Below are 19,081 nucleotides of genomic sequence, written 5' to 3' on the forward strand. Positions count from 1 at the left end.
CTCTCAAACAGCCCATCTTTTGGGGTGGCGTCGCGCATACTTTTAAGAAGCATATTCATGAATAAAGCTTCGAATTGTTGTGCGGCCTTGTGCAAGGCTTGGTCAGGGTCTCGCTTGACCAAGCGATGCATGTCATCAAGGCTTTTTGTGTCGATAGCAAGTTTGCTTGAAAGATCCGGTGAAATAATCATATATAACCAAACAATAAGTTAAATAATTTCCAAATCGGCACGTAGTGAACCCGCAGCTTTTAATGCTTGCAAGATCGATAAGAGATCTTGTGTTGTTGCGCCGATTGCTGTTAAGGCTTTCACAACCTCACCTAAATCCGCACCGTTAGGAAGCAACATTAAATTTCCCTCATCAGTACGAATCTCAACTTGGGAACGTTGAGTAACAACTGTTTCCCCCCGCTGCGCAAATGGTCCGGGTTGACTAATAACTGGTTCTGTATTAATAATAATCGACAAATTTCCATGCGCGACCGCGCTCGTTTCAAGGGTCACTGACTGATTCATCACAACCGAACCGGTACGAGAGTTAACAATGACTTTCGCGGATGCCTTCGCCGGTATAACATCGATACTTTCAATTTGAGAAATGAAAGTGACTCGCTGGCCGTTATCAGCCGGAGCTTTCACTTGTACGACTCGCCCATCAACGGCAGTTGCAGCCGATGGAAATAATCTGTTAATAGCTTCAACGATACGGTTCACCGTCGAGAAATCGGTTGAATTCAGCTCGAGATTGATAAAATCACCCTGTCCAACCGATGTTTGAATTTCACGCTCAACTATCCCTCCACCGGAAATTCGTCCCACGCTAAGATGATTCACCTGCACACTGCTTCCACCTGCTGCTGCACCGATGCCTCCCACCAGAATACTTCCTTGTGCCATTGCATAAACCTGATTATCAGCGCCTTTCAATGGCGTCATCAACAAAGTTCCCCCACGTAAACTTTTAGCATTCCCCATTGATGAAACGGTAATATCAATCTGTTGACCCGGTTTTGCAAATGCTGGTAATGTTGCAGTCACCATGACCGCTGCAACATTGCGTAGCTGTAAATTCGTTCCTGGAGGTAAATTGATACCAAGTTGCCCCAACATGCTGATAACACTTTGAACAGTGAAGGGAGTTTGAGTTGTCATGTCACCACTACCATCCAACCCCACAACCAAACCGTACCCAATCAACTGATTATTCCTGACGCCTTGAATAGAAGCCAGATCTTTGATGCGATCCGCGATGCTGATACCTGGCAACAGTAAGCTGATTGCCAGGATATAAATGAAGGTTTTATTTTTTCTTCTCATGGTTAAATTGCATTCAAAGAGAGGGCTGGTTGTATGAAGCTAAAATGGTGATACATTAAGAAAGAAACGTGATAGCCACCCCATTGTTTGTGCTTCATCGATATACCCATTTCCACGATACTCAATGCGCGCATCCGCGATTTGCGTTGAAGAAATAGTATTTGCCATAATGTGAATTGGATTAACTACCCCCGAAAGCCTTATAAATTCCTGCCCTTGGTTAATACCAATTTGCTTTTCTCCACTGACAACAAGATTTCCGTTCGGTAATGCTTCTATGACAGTAACTGTAATTGTTCCTACAAAATCATTCTTGCTTGAACTTTCACCTCCGCCATCGAATTTGTTGTTTGCCTTTGCTTCCATCGTTGCATGTTTCGTTAAGAGTTTTAAGGGAATTCCTAGCAAACTGGGAACTGAAAAATCCACACTACCAGAACGATCGACATTGCTTCCAGAGCTTTTGCTAGCATTGGTTCTTTCATTTAACGTCACAATGATCGTATCGCCTACACCTCGAGCTCTCCTGTCCTCAAAGAGTGGTGTATAGCGAACACCGCCTGTAGTGCTATTCAAAGCTTGTAGTATCGATCCATTCGGTTGGGTAACTGCCAAGCTTTGATGAAATGGACGCAATGTATTGGGTTGATGCGTAGAAGTAGCCGGTGTCATGGCGCAACCTGACATCAGAACAACGGTTATCAATAATGCAAAAAAACCTTTACGCGTGATCACCTTCAAATTATTTAATTCCATCATAACTGCGCCAATCTCTGAAGCATCTGATCGGATGTTTCCACAGATTTCGAATTTAACTCGTAGGCACGTTGAGTTTGGATCATATTCACTAATTCTTCTACAACGTTAACATTTGAAGTTTCAACATAATTCTGATCCAACACACCTAACCCATTGGTCCCGGGCGCATTCTGATTAGGTGTGCCACTGGATGCGGTTTCCAAATATAAATTCTCTCCCACTCTCTGCAAACCGGATGGATTAATGAAACTTGCAAGTTGAAAATTTCCCAGTTGAATCTGTTGCGTTCCAGTACCTCCAGGTACCGTGGCGGATACTGTGCCATCTCGTGCAATTGTAATGCCCAAAGCATTTGAAGGAACAACAACGGCCGGCTGTACTGGGTATCCGCTGGAAGTAACAAGTTGCCCATTAAGATCGAGCTGGAAAGCTCCATCACGGGTATAAGCCGTCGTGCCATCAGGCATCAAGACCTGAAAAAACCCAACACCACGAATCGCAACATCTCTCTGGTTATCTGTATGTTGTGGTACACCTTGCGTAAAAATGGTTTCTGTCGCTACTGGCTTGACACCGGTACCAATCTGCAAACCTGATGGTAATTGGGTCTGTTGCGACGATTGCGCCCCTGGTTGCCGGATCGTTTGATATAACAAATCTTCAAACACTGCGCGAGATCGTTTAAAACCATTGGTACTAACATTTGCCAGGTTATTGGCAATAACGTCTAACTTGGTTTGCTGTGCTTCCAGCCCGGTTTTGGAAATCCATAACGAACGTATCATTGATGATTAACCTCAATATATATTGACTTAAACCCTTACTAGCATGATTTGACTTGCCTGTTGCGCATTCTTTTCCGCGTTATCAAGCATCTTCATCTGCATATCAAACTGACGCGCTAAGGCGATCATGCTCACCATTTCGTTGACTACATTCACATTGCTGCCTTCCAACGTTCCGTCAATCAATCGAACTCTCGCCTCAACCAGTGCTTCCTTGCCATCCTTTTGTCGAAATAGTCCATCGCTACCTTTAACAAGATTTACTTCTGGCGGATCAACCAATTTAATGCGTCCAACAGTTGCAACTGTATTGGGCAGTGCATTCAATGGAACCGTTGATACCGTCCCATCCACCCCGATCGTTATACGCGAATCCGGCGGAACTGTAATAAATCCACCAGCCGCACCTTTTACTTTCAAGCCATTGTGCGTTAATAACAAACCATTAGGACTCACTTGTAAGCTGCCATTTCTGGTATAAGCTTCCTCGCCATTATCGAGTTGTACGGTTATCCAACCGGAACCACGAACTGCGACATCTAGATCTCGACCTGTCGTTTCAAGCGGACCGGATACAAAATCAGCTCCTGTAGTCGAATCCACTACAAATGCGCGTGTTGGCAAACCATCACCAAATATTGGTACAGCTCGAAATGCATTGGTTTCTGCACGAAAACCAGTCGTCGAAGCATTCGCAAGATTATGAGCCACCGTTGCTTGTTGATTTAGCGTATGGTTAGCTCCGGTCATCGATGTATAAATAAGCCGATCCATTCTTTATGCAACTCCAAATGATCCTACTGTTTCTATTTCAAAATCAAAGCTAAATCTGAGTAATTGTTTGAATAATTTGATCTTGTGTTTCAATTTGTTTCGCACTGGCCTGATACATGCGTTGCGCTGAAATCATTTTCACTAACTCGGCTGTGATATCAACATTCGATTCTTCGATTGCATTGGATTGTAGTGATCCTAAATTTCCGGTTTTTGGTACTCCGACCAAAGGCTCGCCAGATGCTGGTGATTCAACCCAATGACCATCCCCGACAGGCACTAGCCCTTGTGGATTAACAAAGTTCGCAAGAACAATTTGAGCCAGTGTTTTGGTTTGACCACTGCTGTAATTGCCCAAAATGATGCCGTCTGCACTGATGGTAAAGCCTGACATACGACCTGATGTGTATCCATCTTGCGTAAGCGCATTTACACCAAAAGCCGATCCAAATTGAGTCGCCGAGGTGAGATCCAAGCGAACGGTTTGTGGCGACACACCGCCGAAAAGCGGATCAATTGCACTAAAATCAATTGCAACATCTAATTTATCAGTAATATTTTGAAGAACGCCTTCACCATCAAATATCATTGGTTGTGAGGGATTTCCTGCAATAGTGATCCCTGTCGGCATACCGGAAGCATCCACTTTTCCATCGATTGTGGCATAAGTAGTCCAGGTATTTGCTGCAGTATCCGATTTCTTGAAAAATAGAGACATCACATGGGAATTGCCGAGACTGTCAATGACAGTTCCTGAGGTAGTGCTCTCATACGTTTTTGGATCGGTGGCATTAAAGGCGGTTGCAACCCCGGTCTTACGAGCATCCAAATTAAACCCAACATCGAATGTTGTAGTTGCTTGAGGCGCCAGGTCGGAAGTGCTGAATTTTAAATTTGTCGGTATACTTCCCGCTTGAATATCACCATTCTCATCCGCCATATAACCGGTTAGATTGGCACCGGAAGAATCAACAATATAACCCGAATCATCGATATGAAATTGCCCGTTTCTGCTGTAGCTGACCGCACCATTATCATTCATCCGGAAAAAACCTTGACTTTGTATGGCGATATCAAGTGGATTACTGGTTGGTGTAATATTTCCTTGACCAAACTGCTGCGCTATCGAAGATATTTTTGAGCCAATACCGATTTGCGCACTATCCGTTCCTTCCATAGAGTTTGCAAAAATGTCAGAAAATTGCGCAATTGATTGTTTAAATCCCGCAGTGTTTGCATTTGCGATATTATTTCCAATTACATCTAGATTTGTCGATGCAGCATTCAATCCGCTTAAACCGTGTTGAAAACCCATTGCGATCTCCTATCAAAATACCTGTTTAACATTAGACAAGCTCACCATCCCCAACACATTCCCCATATCCAGAAGTGTGTCATTTGTACCAGGAGTTACACTTTGTACCTGGCCGAATGAGAGCGTATCAACCTTAACTTCCTGACCTCCCTGCTTTGCAGTTACAGCGAAAGTATAATCTCCAACGGATGCTTTCGAACCGCTGTCGGTCATGCCATCCCATGCGATCGTGCTGATCCCTGATGGTTGAACGCCTAATTCCATTTTGCGAACAGCAATCCCTGAACTATCGAGGATAGTTACATTGAGTTGATCGACTGCTTGCTCTAAATTAATGCCGGCTATGGCGCCATCATTGTCAAGAGTTATTGATTTACCGGGAACAAATGCATGATGACCAATCATCCCCAATGCCTCTACCGAACGATTTTCTTCCGCACTTGAAACCAACTGTTTTAATGTGGTATTTAATTTATCGATACCTGATACTGTGCTGATCTGTGCTAATTGGCTGGTTACTTCTGCATTGTCAAGCGGCTTTAGAGGATCTTGATTCTTCATCTGGGTAACTAAAAGCTTTAAAAAGCGATCTTGTGGATCCTCAACATCCTGATTATTCGTAATTCCTGTTGTCGTGGTCGATGCAGCGGTTTGTGAACTGACTTGTTGAATTGACGCCATTACATTCTCCTCTATTGACCGATCGTCAATGTTTTTTGTAACAATGATTTTGTAGTATTCATCATATCGACGCTGTTCTGGTACGAACGCGACGCTGACATCATATTCACCATCTCGTCTACAACATTGACATTTGGCATAGTCACATACCCATTTTTATCAGCTAACGGGTGCTTGGGGTCAAATATTTGGCGCATCGGTGATGCATCATGTACGATGCCAGCCACCTTTACACCGCTTGCACTGTTCGCATCAGCGGGTAATGTGCTAAATATCACTTGACGTCCACGATACGGTTCACCTGTCGAACTGGTCACACTATCAGCATTGGATAAATTGCTTGCAACCACGTTTAAACGCTGTGATTGTGCCGACATGGCTGAACTCGCGATACCGAATACATTAAATAAAGACATCCTCTATCTCTCCTGCATTGCTGAAACTAAGTTTCTAAATTCATTGTTCAGAAATGTAATACTTGCATCATATTTGATCGCATTATCTGCAAATCTGGTACGTTCCATATCCATATCAACTGTATTTCCATCCGCACTTGGTTGTAACGGCACCCGATATAGAATATTGTCACCAATAGATCCAGCAGCACTTGAATTTATGTGCAGTGTGGATGTCGTATTAAGTGCCAACTTACCTTGCAGATTGGAAGTCGATGACAGTTTTTGGTTAAGTAAACTGGTAAAGTCAATGTCTTTTGCCTTAAAATTTGGTGTGTCAGCATTGGCAACATTGCTTGAAAGCAGCTCTTGCCGTGCGACACGTAAACTTAGGGCCTGATGATGGTAATTTAACTCTTTGTTAAGTTTGTTGATCATTTTCTAATAACCTAGCAATTATTTATTTCCATTCTTCTGTTAGCATTTAATATGCCAACTATAATAAGTGCTGCAATCAATGAGCCATTCTTTTATTTAAACCAGAATTAGATGTTATTTTTTGAAAATGCCTCCTCTCTTGATACTGTGACATAGTTCTCAAGTACCACCAGAAACGGCAATAATTGCCGAGCACGGCAATAATGAACGGATTATCCAATTGATCAAACCATACTTGTTATTAGTGCAGTTCCTACTAATAAATGCTGTTTTTTCTGCTCAAACTTTCGCTGCTCCACACAATGAACATAGACAGCATCAAGATATTTCTCTGATCAGAAATGCAGTTGAAAATTTTTTATATCGCAATACCGAGAACTTACCTGGACAGGTAAGTGTGAATGTCGGCCATGTTGATAAGCAGCTTGTCTTACCGCAATGCTCGCACTTAGAGCCTTTTATTCCTGCAGGTAATCGTCTGTGGGGGAAAACATCAATTGGAGTTCGCTGCGATAACCAACCTGACTCCTGGACCATCTATGTTCAGGCGGAAATAAGTGTTATGACTCATGTGCTTCACCTTGTTCGTCCGATCTCTGTCGGACAAATGCTCACTTATGAAGATATTGCCCCGCAAAATGTTAATCTCGTTCAGATGCCTGAAGGAATTCTCACAGATGCCGCGCAAGTGGTCGGTAAAGTGGCGACCAGTAATCTCTCTGCTGGTCAACCCATCCGCCCACAGATGCTCCGTGCACCTTATGTCATTTTACGTGGACAAACTGTCAATCTTGTTGTTCAAGGCCGGGGATTCAGTATTCGTTCGGAAGGTCAAGCATTAACGGATGCCGCTGAAGGACAAGTAGTTCAGGTTCGGAATAAATCTGGAAAAATTATTACTGGTTTGGCACGTATCAATTCAATCGTTGAAATACAACCATGATATTTTTCCTACTCATCGTGCAAAAGACCACAAAGTAAATTAACGGTCTTAATGCTCAAGATTTATAATTAACATCAATCTCAATCTACAAAACATTTCTTGGCTGTGGTTAACACTGATTTTATTACAATTGAAGTAAAAAAAATTCTTACGGATATATTAGGTTTGAATGAGCGGATAAACTCGATGGAACCGGACACTATTTTACTTGGCAATATCCCTGAACTGGATTCGGTTGCTGTTGTAGCAATTCTGCTTGCGATAGAAAGAAGGTTTTCTATCTTTATTAAGGATGACGAAATCAGCGCAAAAACATTTGAAACATTCGGAAATCTGGTTAACTTTATTTCTGAGAGATATGAAAAAACGAAATATTATTCTCATAACAGCTTGGTTTAATCTCTATCGGGTTTAATTCCTCACCCCTTGGGGCGTAAGCTGGTTGGAAACCAGCAGTTTTGAAGAGCGCATTTAATACCTCGCCGCTTGCGGCGGGGTGCTTTATTTACTTTCTTTGATTCCATAACTTTGGTTTTTCTTGAGAAATCAACAAGCAAACACATAATATTCAAATTCAATAAGGAGCAAAACAGTGAAACTTCATCCAGCCAATTTTGCTCATCAATATTTTTTTACCGGATATGGTGAGAGATATGTACTAGTCAATCAAATTCGATACGAAAAAAACTTAATCGTATTACCAGATCACTTAATCGAGGATTGGCCGGTTGTTTCCATAGCGGAATTGGAATTTCACCATTTTGATCCGTTAGTAACTTTCATGCCAGAGATCATTCTTCTTGGTACCGGCTCTAAACATATTTTTCCAAAGCAATCTCTGCTCTCCCAAGTAACCAAATTAGGGATTGGAATTGAAATAATGGATAGCTATGCAGCTTGCCGTACATTTAATATTCTTGCGGAGGAAGGACGTCAAATTGCTGCTGCCTTACTGGTATAGTGCATATTATAATGTTATCAGGTTCATATCGTAGATAAGGCACTGAAATAACTCGAATGAGCTTGTTGCAATAACTACATTTTCGGTCACACCCAATCAAAAAGAAATGGCCATAACCGCTAGGATTGTGATAAATTCATGGCTGGCAAGTCAAGAAAAAAAGATGGCTTCCTTAATAACGTTAATTATAGGAGTTAGTAATGAATAAATGTCTTATCGCTGCGATCAGCTTAGTTTTTTTGTTTGGATCCTCAGTAACCATGGCAAGTGGAAATAAAGAATCTAAAATGCCGCCGATGTCTGCACAAGATATCTTGAACAAATGGGGTTGTGAAGGCAAAAAAGATGGTGAAAAAATCAAAGATCGAATTGATGGCGAAACTGTTACCTGCCCGGCTAAAGTCAAACAGCCCGATTTTGGTAAGAAATAATCCAGTTACTTATAACTGACTAATAGGTCAAGCTTAATTTTCAGGCTTTTCTTGTCTTAGTATCTTCAAAATCAACTGGAGGAAAAGTAAATTGTTAACCGCTTGGCCTATTTTCTGAAGTTTCAGATAAAAACATCTTCATACCCCCTTTTATTCTATCGATTCTTTATAAGAAAATCTTATAAAAATGGCATTTGTTGTTTTCTGCAGATTCTGAAAAAATACATTATTAATCGAATCTCAAAAGCTATATCAATCTCAAAAACACCTCTGGCTTTGCTTATATAAAGCTCTGTATTTTTAAATCAATAAGAATCAACAGCGCAATAATTAGAGGAAAGAAAACAGCGTGAAGTGGAAAATATTTTTATTTTGTTTTTTATTTCTCACGAAAAGCTACGCCTTAGCGCAACAAAGCGACCCAGGTATCAAGTCCCTAGCAGCTTTAATTGTAAATATTCAAAACGATCAAGTCTTTTATGGCAAAAATGCCGACAAAGTATTACCGATAGCTTCAATTACCAAACTGATGACTGCAATGGTCATTTTAGATGCACGCTTACCGGCTGATGAAATGATTACGATCAATAAAGCAGATATCGACAAACTTAAAAACACTTCTTCGCGATTACCCGTCGGCAATAGCTATGCGCGCCACGAACTTCTCAGATTAGCCTTAATGTCTTCGGAAAACCGTGCCGCTGCAGCGCTTGGTCGAGCTTATCCAGGTGGTGTTCAAGCATTCATCCATGCTATGAATATCAAGGCAAAACAAATTGGAATGACTAGCAGTCGTTTTGTAGATCCTACCGGATTAAGCAGTCACAATGTCGCAACAGCCCGTGATTTAGTCAAGCTTGTCGCTGCAGCCAACAATTATTTAGCGATTCGAAACTTTTCCACCACACCGCAACATGTCGTAGCCCCCGTTAAAAAGCATGGACAATTGCAATTTACCAATTCCAATAGCCTGGTACGCAGCCAAAGCTGGGAGATTGATGTTTCTAAAACAGGTTATTTAAGTGAAGCTGGCCGCTGTTTAGTTATGCAAGCAAAAATTTCTGGTCAACCGATTATCATCGTTTTACTGAATTCATGGGGCAAAAACACACGCATCGGTGACGCCAATCGCATCAGAAAATGGCTAGAAAGCAATTACTTGATAAAATAAATCTGCATTCTTGTGTTTAGGCTAACTGATAAACCTCGTGATATTTCTTCTTGAGATATGCAATAAAATAATCGGGGTTCAGAGATTCTCCCGTTACTTTTTGTATTAACTCTTGCGGAGAATAGAGCTTTCCATGACGGTGGATTTTCTCATTCAACCACTGCTTAATAGGTGAAAAATTTCCGATTGCGATATTTCTTTCCGTATCAGGCTGTTCTTTCAGTAATGCTTGGTAAAATTGACAAGCATACAATGCGCCTAATGTATAGGAAGGAAAATAACCAAATGCACCGCCGCCCCAATGTGAATCCTGTAATACTCCTAATGTATCAGTCGGTGGTTTAATTCCTAGATATTGTTGCATTAATTCATTCCAGATCTCCGGCAAATCTTCAACCGCCATTGATCCATCGAATAAACCGCGTTCAATTTCATATCGTAAAATCACATGCAACGGGTATGTCACCTCATCCGCTTCCACCCTGATAAAATCAGGCTTACAAGTATTAATTGCGCGGTAAAATTCTTCAGCATTCACCGATTGCAAGTTTTCAGGAAATGTTTTGTAAAACAAATCAAAGTAATGAACGCAGAAGAATTTGCTTTGTGCAACCATACGTTCCCAAAATAACGATTGTGATTCATGAATAGCCATTGTTGATGATTCTGTAACAGGAAAGTCTCCTAAATGATAAGGACGACCTTGTTCATACAGTGCATGTCCCGTTTCATGAATAACGGAATACAGTGATTCGATAAAATTGCTGTTAGCGTACCGCGTAGTAATCCGTACATCAGTGGGATGGCTGCCACCACAAAACGGGTGAACCGATTCATCCATGCGGCCTCGATCAAAATCAAAGCCGATATCCCGGCTAATTTTGCGAGCAAGAGTTTCCTGTTTCTTCTTCTCAAACTTACCTTGCAAAAAAACTGTATCAGGTTGATAAGAATAGCTCCGAATTGTATTTATTAAAGGTATCAATTCCAGCTTCAGACATTCGAATATAGGTGTAAGCATAGCCATCGTGGTGCCACGTTCATATAAATCGATGTTTGCATCATATGGCAGTAGATTTGGTAAAACACACTGCGCCCATTCGATCTTTAAGCTTAAGAAACGCTTAAGTACCGGTGCAAAATCAGAGAATTTATTATCTTGCCGCGCTGCCACCCAAATACCTTGACCACGTGAGCTTAATTCCGCAATTTCCTGCACCAAACGCTTTGGAACCCGGGTTTCCATTTCGTAATTGCGTAACGCCTCATGAATATTACATTGCTCAGTTACTCCCCAAGCGCGCGCTTTGCTTACTTCCTGCAACGTCGCTAAACAATCTCCCAGAGCCGGATCCGTCGCGCGTTCATGAATAATCCCTGCAAGTGTCGCTATCTGTTTAGCGCGCGACTCACTTGCACCGATCGGCATCATCACTTCCTGATCCCAACTAAGAGTGCTCATAACACCACTCAAGTGCGAGATTTCTTCCAGTCTCTGAACTAAATCAATATATTGTTGATTCATGACTCTACTTATCATGCTTCCCTTGATTAACTAAAAACTACCTCCGATGTTCGAAGATAGCACTAAAATTACAAGCCGGGTATCATTGCATTTTTAATTTAATTGCAAGCATTCTCAAGACTATGCTCTGGATAAAATCATTTCATATTATTTTTATGGTCACTTGGTTTGCAGGGCTATTTTATTTACCACGCCTGTTCGTGTACCACGCCATGTGCGACGATCAACCCGGTAAAGAGCGTTTCAAAGTAATGGAACGAAAACTTTTTTATGGCATTATGACACCGAGTGCGGTACTTACGATCGTTCTCGGCGTATGGTTATGGCTTGGTTACGGTTTCTCCGGCAGCTGGCTCTACGCTAAATTGGCTCTGGTGACAGTATTGATAGGATATCACTATTACTGTGGGAAATTCGTCGCGGCTTTTAAAAATGACAGCAATTGGCACGGCCACGTATTTTATCGCTGGTTTAATGAATTTCCGGTATTGATTTTATTCGCTGTTGTAATTTTAGTCGTTGTTAAGCCCGATTTAATCCAGTTAATTTCTGATTATTTAAAATAAAAGTGTATATTACGAACTACAGTTTCACTTTATATATAAACAGATTAAAAGTATTTGGATTCTGCTTCCAAAATTTGGATTTATGTGATTGCTGCCTGTTCTGATTTGGACAAGAACATCATAAAAGAGTAAGATTCCGGGTTTTTGCATTGGTTAATTTTATTATTTGGAGAAACATATGACGGTCACAATCGAACAGAAAGCAAAGATAGTGCAAGACTATCAAAGGGCTAAAGGAGATACGGGCTCGCCTGAGGTTCAGGTTGCACTTTTAACAACACGAATCAATGACTTGATCGGGCACTTTAAAACGCACGTAAAAGATCATCATTCCCGGCGCGGTCTTCTTCGGATGGTAGGACGCCGCCGCAAGCTTCTTGATTATCTAAAACGCCGCAATAATGACGCATATCATAAATTAATCGAACGCCTTGGTTTACGTAAATAAAATACCATAAGCGATGACATCAACACCAATGCTGCGCTTTTATTTTCCATAGAAACCTTCGCATATAACGAATTTAATGTGCACATTATTCAAAACTGAAAATATTGATCAAAAGGAAAAAAGGGATTGTTAATTGAAACCTATTAAGAAGAGCATTACCTACGGACGACATCAACTAACACTAGAAACTGGAGAAATTGCAAGACAAGCACATGGCGCCGTAATGGTCACAATGGACGATACAGTGGTGCTTGTTACAGTCGTTGGTGCCAAAAATACAAAACCCGGGCAAGATTTTTTTCCACTGACTGTTGACTATCAAGAAAAATCATACGCTGCAGGCAGGATACCAGGCAGCTTCTTTAAACGAGAAGGCCGCCCTTCAGAGAAAGAAACATTAACTTCTCGATTGATTGACCGTCCTATTCGTCCACTTTTTCCAGAAGGTTTTTATAACGAAGTACAGATTGTAGCAACCGTTATGTCTGCGGATAATGAGATAGACCCGGATATTCCCTCGATTATTGGCACTTCTGCAGCACTGATATTGTCAGGAATACCTTTCGATGGACCGCTCGGAGCCGCTAGAGTCGGCTATATCAATAATGAGTATGTATTAAACCCGACTACTTCAGAGCTAAAAGATACACAATTAAATTTGGTGGTAGCCGGCACTCAACATGCCGTATTGATGGTTGAATCCGATGCGATGGAGTTATCGGAAGAAGTAATGCTTGGTGCAGTAACATTTGGCCATGAACAAATGCAAACCGTTATCACTGCCATCAATGAGTTTGCCGATGAAGCTGGAGTAACCGCATGGGATTGGTCGCCCGCTGAGAAGGACGTTGCTTTCGAAGAAAAGATCACTGGTTTAGCAGAGGCTGAACTGCGGCAGGCTTATAAAATTAAGCAAAAACAAGCACGCACTGAAGCAATCGCGGCAATTGGTCAACGTGTATCCGCAGAGCTCGGTATTAATTCTGAGGAAGGTGCGGATGACCTGCAAAAATTCTCTGAAGCTTTCTTTTCATTAGAATCGAAAATAGTTCGTAATCAAATTTTGGATGGAGAACCGCGAATCGATGGTCGGGGCACCCGGACTGTCAGGCCTATTACTATCCGTAATGGTGTGTTACCACGCACTCATGGTTCTGCGTTATTCACGCGCGGGGAAACTCAGGCGCTAGCGGTTGCAACACTCGGTACAGCTCGTGATGAACAAAAAATTGATTCCCTGCAGGGTGATTATAACGAGCGATTTATGCTGCACTATAACATGCCACCTTATGCTACCGGTGAGATTGGCCGTGTTGGTACGCCTAAGCGCCGTGAAATTGGTCACGGTCGTCTTGCAAAACGTGCACTTACTGCCGTTCTGCCCTCGCCCGAAGAATTTGGTTATTCCTTGCGTGTTGTATCCGAAATAACCGAATCCAATGGTTCAAGCTCTATGGCATCAGTTTGTGGCGGTTGCCTTGCGTTGATGGATGCTGGTGTGCCATTGAAGGCACATGTTGCTGGCATTGCCATGGGTTTGATCAAAGACGGAAACCGCTTCGCTGTACTGACCGATATCCTCGGAGATGAAGATCATTTAGGCGATATGGACTTTAAAGTTGCGGGAACCGAGAAAGGCATTACCGCATTGCAGATGGATATCAAAATTCAAGGTATTACCAAAGAAATTATGCACGCCGCGCTGATACAAGCGCATGAGGGGCGCATGCATATTCTTCAGATTATGAAGCAAGCAATGCCATCGACACGTGAAGACATCTCAGTTCATGCTCCTCGAATTATCAAGCTCAAAATCAATCCAGAAAAAATTCGTGATGTTATTGGAAAAGGCGGCGCGGTGATACGTACGCTCACAGAAGAAACAGGTACAACGATTGACATCACTGATGATGGGCAAGTCACCATTGCATGCGTCAATGCAGAGGGTGGAGAGCTCGCCAAGAAGCGCATTGAAGACATTACTGCTGAAGTTGAAGTGGGAAAAATTTATGAAGGTGTGGTTCTCAAGCTGCTCGACTTCGGCGCCATTGTTAGTGTTCTTCCTGGGAAAGATGGCTTGTTGCATATATCGCAAATCGCAAATGAGCGAGTCAATAACGTGAATGACCACCTTGCCGAAGGCCAGCAAGTACGAGTCAAGGTTCTAGAAGCTGACGACAAAGGAAGGCTGCGTTTGAGTATGAAAGCTGTATTGGCCGATGAAAGTAGCGGTAATGGCGATGACTCCAGTCTTCCATCGGAAGAAGAATCTTAATCTTAATCTTAATTAAAAATTAGAGAATAAGAATAAAAGAATCCCCTGGAAACTTGAGGTAAACAGGGGATAATTTATAAAATGAAAAAAGTAATTTGATTTATCACAAGAAAATTAGTTACTTGGCGATTTGCTTCTCCCGCATCTCATCTAATGTTTTGCAATCAATACATAGAGTTGCTGTCGGTCTGGCTTCAAGCCGCTTCAATCCAATTTCAATTCCACAACTTTCGCAATAACCATAATCGCCAGAATCAATTTTGGCAATGATTTCGTCTATCTTCTTAATAAGTTTCCGCTCACGATCACGATTTCGCAATTCAAGCGTCATATCGGATTCCTGACTGGCGCGATCGTTAGGGTCAGCAAAAACCGTGGCTTCATCCTGCATCGTGTGAACCGCGCGATCAATATCTTGACTCAATTCAATCTTCATACCTTCCAGTATCTTGCGAAAATGCATTAGCTGGTCAGGACTCATGTAATCCTCACCTGCTTTGGGTTCATAGGGAGTTACATCTTTACTATGTAGCTCTTGTGGCATCTATAAGACTCCTCTTTCTCTTTTATTCCGCTAGTTAGTGTACAAAAATTTATACTATTACCAGAAAATGCATTTTGCAACAAGATATTTTACCAGCTTATTACCAATTCGACTTCATAATAGGTAGTTGCTTAGCAGCAAGTTAAAATATTTGCCGCGTCACATTTGTTAGAACAAAAATCCAAAGCACAGGAGCGCAAAATTTACGAACAAATAAAAGCTGCGATATTCCACGAAGAAATTGACGTTTCAAAGCTAAGAAGGTATAGTGTCGCCTTTTCCGGGGTGTAGCGTAGCCTGGTAGCGCGCCTGGTTTGGGACCAGGATGTCGGGAGTTCAAATCTCTCCACCCCGACCAATTTCAGCTCTAATATTTAACGGTAAGCCCGACTTGGTGCCCGTAGCTCAATCGGATAGAGCACCAGCCTTCTAAGCTGGGGGTTACAGGTTCGATTCCTGTCGGGCACGCCATGAATATTTCTTTAGCGGAACAACAAAACGCATCGCTTTGATCTTATGGTGGCTGTAGCTCAGTTGGTAGAGTCCCGGATTGTGATTCCGGTTGTCGTGGGTTCGAGTCCCATCAGCCACCCCACCCGCTGAAAGTGGATTCAAGCGTATCAATCAGTAAATCTCTCTTAAGCTTCACAATCACACTCAGTCTAAACGTGACTTTGTTTGCTCAAAAATATATATTATCTGCAAACTCATATCCGCACCCTGATTTGCGTTACAGCACTACACTTAGGAAACTTTACCGATGAATCACAATTTATTCGACAGTCTACAAGAGCTATCTATCGCACCTGACAACAAGGCAGTCTACTATTCGCTCCCAATGTTGGAAAAAAATGGTGTTGGCGCAATCTCCCGCTTGCCGATATCAATCCGTATCATATTGGAGTCGGTATTACGCAATTATGACAATAAGAAAATTACCGAGACTCATATTCGACAGCTGGCTAACTGGAAACCCAATGCTGCGAGAGTCGATGAAATACCGTTTGTCGTATCACGTATCGTGCTGCAAGATTTTACCGGCGTCCCCTTATTGGTCGATCTAGCCGCCATGCGTAGCGCTGCAAGCAGATTGGGAAAGAACCCAAAGTTGATCGAACCGTTAGTGCCTGTTGATTTGGTAGTCGATCATTCCATTCAAGTGGATCATTACGGCACAAAAGACGCGATTCAATATAATATGGAAATAGAATTCGCCCGTAATAATGAGCGCTATCAATTCATCAAATGGGGCATGCAAGCCTTCGATACTTTTAAAGTCATTCCCCCTGGAATCGGTATCATTCATCAAGTAAACCTCGAATATCTTGCCCGTGGGGTACATCGCAAAGATGCGTTGATTTATCCTGATACTCTGGTCGGCACTGACTCTCACACCACCATGATCAATGGCATCGGTGTTGTTGGCTGGGGTGTTGGCGGAATTGAAGCAGAAGCCGGCATGCTAGGACAACCGGTCTATTTTCTGACTCCGGATGTTGTGGGTGTGAACCTGACCGGTCAATTACGTGAAGGTGTCACTGCAACCGATTTGGTTTTGACGATCACGGAAATGTTAAGAAAGGCAAATGTTGTTGGGAAATTTGTCGAATTTTTTGGGGAAGGAACCGCCTCACTCACTCTTCCCGATCGTGCAACAATCGCCAACATGGCGCCGGAATATGGCGCGACGATGGGTTTCTTCCCGGTCGATACTGTAACCATCGATTATTTTAAAGATACGGGGCGTAGCACTGAAGAAATCGCTGCACTCCAAGCTTATTTCAACGCACAGGAAATGTTTGGGATTCCTCGCAAAGGCGACATCGACTATAGCAGCGAACTAGCTCTGGATCTCGGATCGATCGTACCTTCGCTCGCCGGCCCCAAGCGTCCGCAAGATCGGATTGAACTTGCAGCTATCAAGGCTAAATTCACAGAACTTTTTACCAAACCGATTAAAGAAAGCGGCTATGGCAAACCGCAAGACGAAATTAATCAGTGCTATCCGGTACGCAATCGTTACACGCAAGTCGCCAATGAATGCACTCAAACAGATTCCAGCAATCCTGGTGGAAACCGTTCAAAGACACCGGAATCTGCCACCGCGCAGGAAGCTGTAACTACCGACCGGCGCATGGTTTCCCGCAATATCGTAGAAATGACCAGCAGTCGCCCTACCACGCACCCCGCCGACAACTGCGACACAGAAATTTATAATTCTTCGATTGAACTGAGCCACGGCGATGTATTGATTGCCGCGATCACTTCATGCACTAACACATCCAATCCAAGCGTACTGCTTGCAGCCGGATTGCTCGCTAAAAAAGCTGTGGAGAAAGGCTTAGCGGTCAAGCCGCATATCAAAACATCATTAGCACCGGGTTCGCGCGTGGTTACCGACTATTTAACGGTCACCGGATTACTGCCTTATTTGGAGCAATTGGGCTTCGATCTGGTCGGTTATGGATGCACCACTTGCATCGGGAATGCCGGACCATTGGCGGAGCCGATTGAAGAAACCGTCGTTAAGAACGATTTGGTTTGCGCCGCGGTGTTATCCGGCAATCGTAACTTTGAAGCCCGGATCCATCCAAATATTCGTGCCAATTTCTTAGCGTCGCCACCATTGGTAGTCGCGTATGCCATTGCCGGTACCATACTGAAGGACTTCACGACCGAACCGTTAGGCATCGGAAAAAACAATCAATCCGTCTGGTTAAAAGACATTTGGCCAAGTAGCGCGGAAATTCATACGCTCATGAAATATGCCGCTAACGCCGACACTTTCCGCCATCTTTACAGCAACCTTACCAAAGATCATGAATTGTGGAATCACGTCACGTCGGTAACTGGGCAAACTTATAGCTGGCCGCCATCGACCTATATCGCCGAACCGCCATTCTTTCAGGATTTCTCCTTGCAGCCAACCGCCTCAAGCGGCAGTAATGATATTCACAATGCTTATGCCTTGGGTGTTTTCGGCGACTCGGTGACAACCGATCATATCAGCCCGGCCGGTTCTATCAAGGAAACTTCCCCGGCTGGCCGCTACCTGCTCGAACATCATGTTGCCAAAGCGGATTTCAACAGCTATGGCGCTCGACGCGGTCACCATGAAGTGATGATGCGTGGCACGTTCGCCAACGTTCGCATTAAAAACTTGATGATTCCCGATAGCGAAGGCGGTATCACGCTCTATCAGGGTACACCCGGCAACGCACCGGAGCAGATGAGCATTTACGATGCCGCTATGAAATATCAAGCACAAGGGATTCCAACCGTGGTTTTCGGCGGTAAAGAGTACGGCACCGGCTCAAGCCGCGATTGGGCCGCTAAAGGCACGCAACTGCTGGGAGTCAAAGCCGTCATTGCTGTCAGCTTTGAACGCATTCATCGCAGCAATCTGATCGGAATGGGAGTTCTGCCGTTGCAATTCAAAGGGAGCGACAATATCGAATCGCTGGGTATCAAAGGTAATGAACAATTCGACATACTGGGACTCGATAACATCCAGCCACAGCAAGATGTTACATTAGTCATTCGCCGGAAAGACGGCACCAATCAATCGGTTCAACTGTTATGCCGCATCGATACCGCTATTGAAATCGATTACTTCAAACACGGCGGGATTTTGCCTTATGTGTTAAGGGAATTGATGGCTTGAATCGCCTTTATCAGTAAGTTTTTGCAGAACTTGATCAACCATGGTTATCAAGTTCCTTTTTTGTTACATTATTCCCACTCTATTGTA

The 19,081-nt window shown here is 43.0% G+C and carries 19 protein-coding genes, 3 tRNA genes and 1 pseudogene; 12 read left to right on the forward strand and 11 right to left on the reverse strand.

The features are described from left to right. The 9 genes and pseudogenes from flgJ to flgB form a co-directional block, all read right to left on the reverse strand. Nucleotides 1–191: pseudogene (flgJ, locus tag KF839_RS13545) on the reverse strand (flagellar assembly peptidoglycan hydrolase FlgJ); the annotation flags it as partial. An 18-nt stretch (nucleotides 192–209) separates the two neighbouring features. After that, complete coding sequence (locus tag KF839_RS13550; RefSeq protein WP_292918379.1) at nucleotides 210–1,319, reverse strand: flagellar basal body P-ring protein FlgI; 1,110 nt, start codon at nucleotides 1,317–1,319, stop codon at nucleotides 210–212. 39 nt (nucleotides 1,320–1,358) lie between these two features. Beyond that, a complete protein-coding gene (locus KF839_RS13555) occupies nucleotides 1,359–2,075 on the reverse strand; it encodes a flagellar basal body L-ring protein FlgH (protein ID WP_292918397.1) in 717 nt (238 codons plus the stop codon). Next, nucleotides 2,075–2,863: a flagellar basal-body rod protein FlgG gene (gene flgG / locus KF839_RS13560; protein ID WP_292918380.1), complete on the reverse strand. Its 789-nt coding sequence runs from the start codon at nucleotides 2,861–2,863 to the stop codon at nucleotides 2,075–2,077. Before flgG ends, KF839_RS13555 begins: the two co-directional genes overlap by 1 nt. 27 nt (nucleotides 2,864–2,890) lie before the next feature. Then, a complete protein-coding gene (flgF, locus tag KF839_RS13565; RefSeq protein WP_292918381.1) occupies nucleotides 2,891–3,637 on the reverse strand; it encodes a flagellar basal-body rod protein FlgF in 747 nt (248 codons plus the stop codon). Nucleotides 3,638–3,686: 49 nt separating this feature from the next. Next, complete coding sequence (gene flgE, locus KF839_RS13570; RefSeq protein ID WP_292918382.1) at nucleotides 3,687–4,952, reverse strand: flagellar hook protein FlgE; 1,266 nt, start codon at nucleotides 4,950–4,952, stop codon at nucleotides 3,687–3,689. 12 nt (nucleotides 4,953–4,964) lie between these two features. After that, on the reverse strand, nucleotides 4,965–5,633 hold the full coding sequence (locus KF839_RS13575; RefSeq protein ID WP_292918383.1) for a flagellar hook assembly protein FlgD: 669 nt from the start codon (nucleotides 5,631–5,633) through the stop codon (nucleotides 4,965–4,967). An 11-nt stretch (nucleotides 5,634–5,644) separates the two neighbouring features. Continuing rightward, entirely contained in the window at nucleotides 5,645–6,049 is a 405-nt protein-coding gene (flgC, locus tag KF839_RS13580; RefSeq protein WP_292918384.1) for a flagellar basal body rod protein FlgC, read from the reverse strand. A 3-nt stretch (nucleotides 6,050–6,052) separates the two neighbouring features. Further along, complete coding sequence (flgB, locus tag KF839_RS13585; protein ID WP_292918385.1) at nucleotides 6,053–6,466, reverse strand: flagellar basal body rod protein FlgB; 414 nt, start codon at nucleotides 6,464–6,466, stop codon at nucleotides 6,053–6,055. Between the two features lie 220 nt (nucleotides 6,467–6,686). Here flgB and flgA point away from each other — a divergent pair, with 220 nt between their 5' ends. The 5 genes from flgA (at nucleotide 6,687) to pbpG (ending at nucleotide 9,972) form a co-directional block, all read left to right on the forward strand. After that, nucleotides 6,687–7,409, forward strand: a complete 723-nt coding sequence (gene flgA / locus KF839_RS13590; protein WP_292918386.1) for a flagellar basal body P-ring formation chaperone FlgA — start codon at nucleotides 6,687–6,689, stop codon at nucleotides 7,407–7,409. A gap of 105 nt (nucleotides 7,410–7,514) precedes the next feature. Continuing rightward, nucleotides 7,515–7,808, forward strand: a complete 294-nt coding sequence (locus KF839_RS13595; protein WP_292918398.1) for an acyl carrier protein — start codon at nucleotides 7,515–7,517, stop codon at nucleotides 7,806–7,808. 193 nt (nucleotides 7,809–8,001) lie between these two features. Next, on the forward strand, nucleotides 8,002–8,370 hold the full coding sequence (locus KF839_RS13600; RefSeq protein WP_292918387.1) for an Mth938-like domain-containing protein: 369 nt from the start codon (nucleotides 8,002–8,004) through the stop codon (nucleotides 8,368–8,370). A 200-nt stretch (nucleotides 8,371–8,570) separates the two neighbouring features. Then, nucleotides 8,571–8,801, forward strand: coding sequence for a hypothetical protein (locus tag KF839_RS13605; protein ID WP_292918388.1), 231 nt, complete (start codon nucleotides 8,571–8,573; stop codon nucleotides 8,799–8,801). 349 nt (nucleotides 8,802–9,150) lie between these two features. Beyond that, the gene (pbpG, locus tag KF839_RS13610; RefSeq protein WP_292918389.1) at nucleotides 9,151–9,972 is read left to right on the forward strand and encodes a D-alanyl-D-alanine endopeptidase; all 822 of its coding nucleotides are present in this window, start codon (nucleotides 9,151–9,153) and stop codon (nucleotides 9,970–9,972) included. A gap of 16 nt (nucleotides 9,973–9,988) precedes the next feature. Here the strand turns inward: pbpG and KF839_RS13615 are convergent, their stop codons facing one another. Beyond that, complete coding sequence (locus tag KF839_RS13615) at nucleotides 9,989–11,512, reverse strand: carboxypeptidase M32 (protein WP_323802069.1); 1,524 nt, start codon at nucleotides 11,510–11,512, stop codon at nucleotides 9,989–9,991. Between the two features lie 107 nt (nucleotides 11,513–11,619). Between KF839_RS13615 and KF839_RS13620 the strand changes: the two genes are divergently transcribed. The 3 genes from KF839_RS13620 (at nucleotide 11,620) to pnp (ending at nucleotide 14,786) form a co-directional block, all read left to right on the forward strand. Next, nucleotides 11,620–12,063, forward strand: a complete 444-nt coding sequence (locus KF839_RS13620; protein ID WP_292918391.1) for a CopD family protein — start codon at nucleotides 11,620–11,622, stop codon at nucleotides 12,061–12,063. Between the two features lie 178 nt (nucleotides 12,064–12,241). Further along, complete coding sequence (gene rpsO / locus KF839_RS13625; RefSeq protein WP_292918392.1) at nucleotides 12,242–12,511, forward strand: 30S ribosomal protein S15; 270 nt, start codon at nucleotides 12,242–12,244, stop codon at nucleotides 12,509–12,511. 133 nt (nucleotides 12,512–12,644) lie between these two features. After that, the gene (gene pnp, locus KF839_RS13630; protein WP_292918393.1) at nucleotides 12,645–14,786 is read left to right on the forward strand and encodes a polyribonucleotide nucleotidyltransferase; all 2,142 of its coding nucleotides are present in this window, start codon (nucleotides 12,645–12,647) and stop codon (nucleotides 14,784–14,786) included. A gap of 118 nt (nucleotides 14,787–14,904) precedes the next feature. On the opposite strand, the gene dksA is transcribed toward pnp, so the two are convergent. Continuing rightward, on the reverse strand, nucleotides 14,905–15,330 hold the full coding sequence (dksA, locus tag KF839_RS13635; protein ID WP_292918394.1) for an RNA polymerase-binding protein DksA: 426 nt from the start codon (nucleotides 15,328–15,330) through the stop codon (nucleotides 14,905–14,907). A gap of 281 nt (nucleotides 15,331–15,611) precedes the next feature. Between dksA and KF839_RS13640 the strand changes: the two genes are divergently transcribed. From KF839_RS13640 to KF839_RS13655, 4 genes are all read left to right on the forward strand, one after another. Further along, nucleotides 15,612–15,688, forward strand: a tRNA-Pro gene (locus tag KF839_RS13640). A gap of 36 nt (nucleotides 15,689–15,724) precedes the next feature. Then, a tRNA-Arg gene (locus KF839_RS13645) sits at nucleotides 15,725–15,801 on the forward strand. 48 nt (nucleotides 15,802–15,849) lie between these two features. Continuing rightward, a tRNA-His gene (locus KF839_RS13650) sits at nucleotides 15,850–15,925 on the forward strand. A gap of 165 nt (nucleotides 15,926–16,090) precedes the next feature. Then, the gene (locus KF839_RS13655; protein ID WP_292918395.1) at nucleotides 16,091–18,994 is read left to right on the forward strand and encodes an aconitate hydratase; all 2,904 of its coding nucleotides are present in this window, start codon (nucleotides 16,091–16,093) and stop codon (nucleotides 18,992–18,994) included. The last annotated feature ends 87 nt before the right edge of the window (nucleotides 18,995–19,081 follow it).

The sequence above is a fragment of the Nitrosomonas sp. genome (assembly GCF_019635155.1).
In the GTDB taxonomy this organism is placed as follows: domain Bacteria; phylum Pseudomonadota; class Gammaproteobacteria; order Burkholderiales; family Nitrosomonadaceae; genus Nitrosomonas.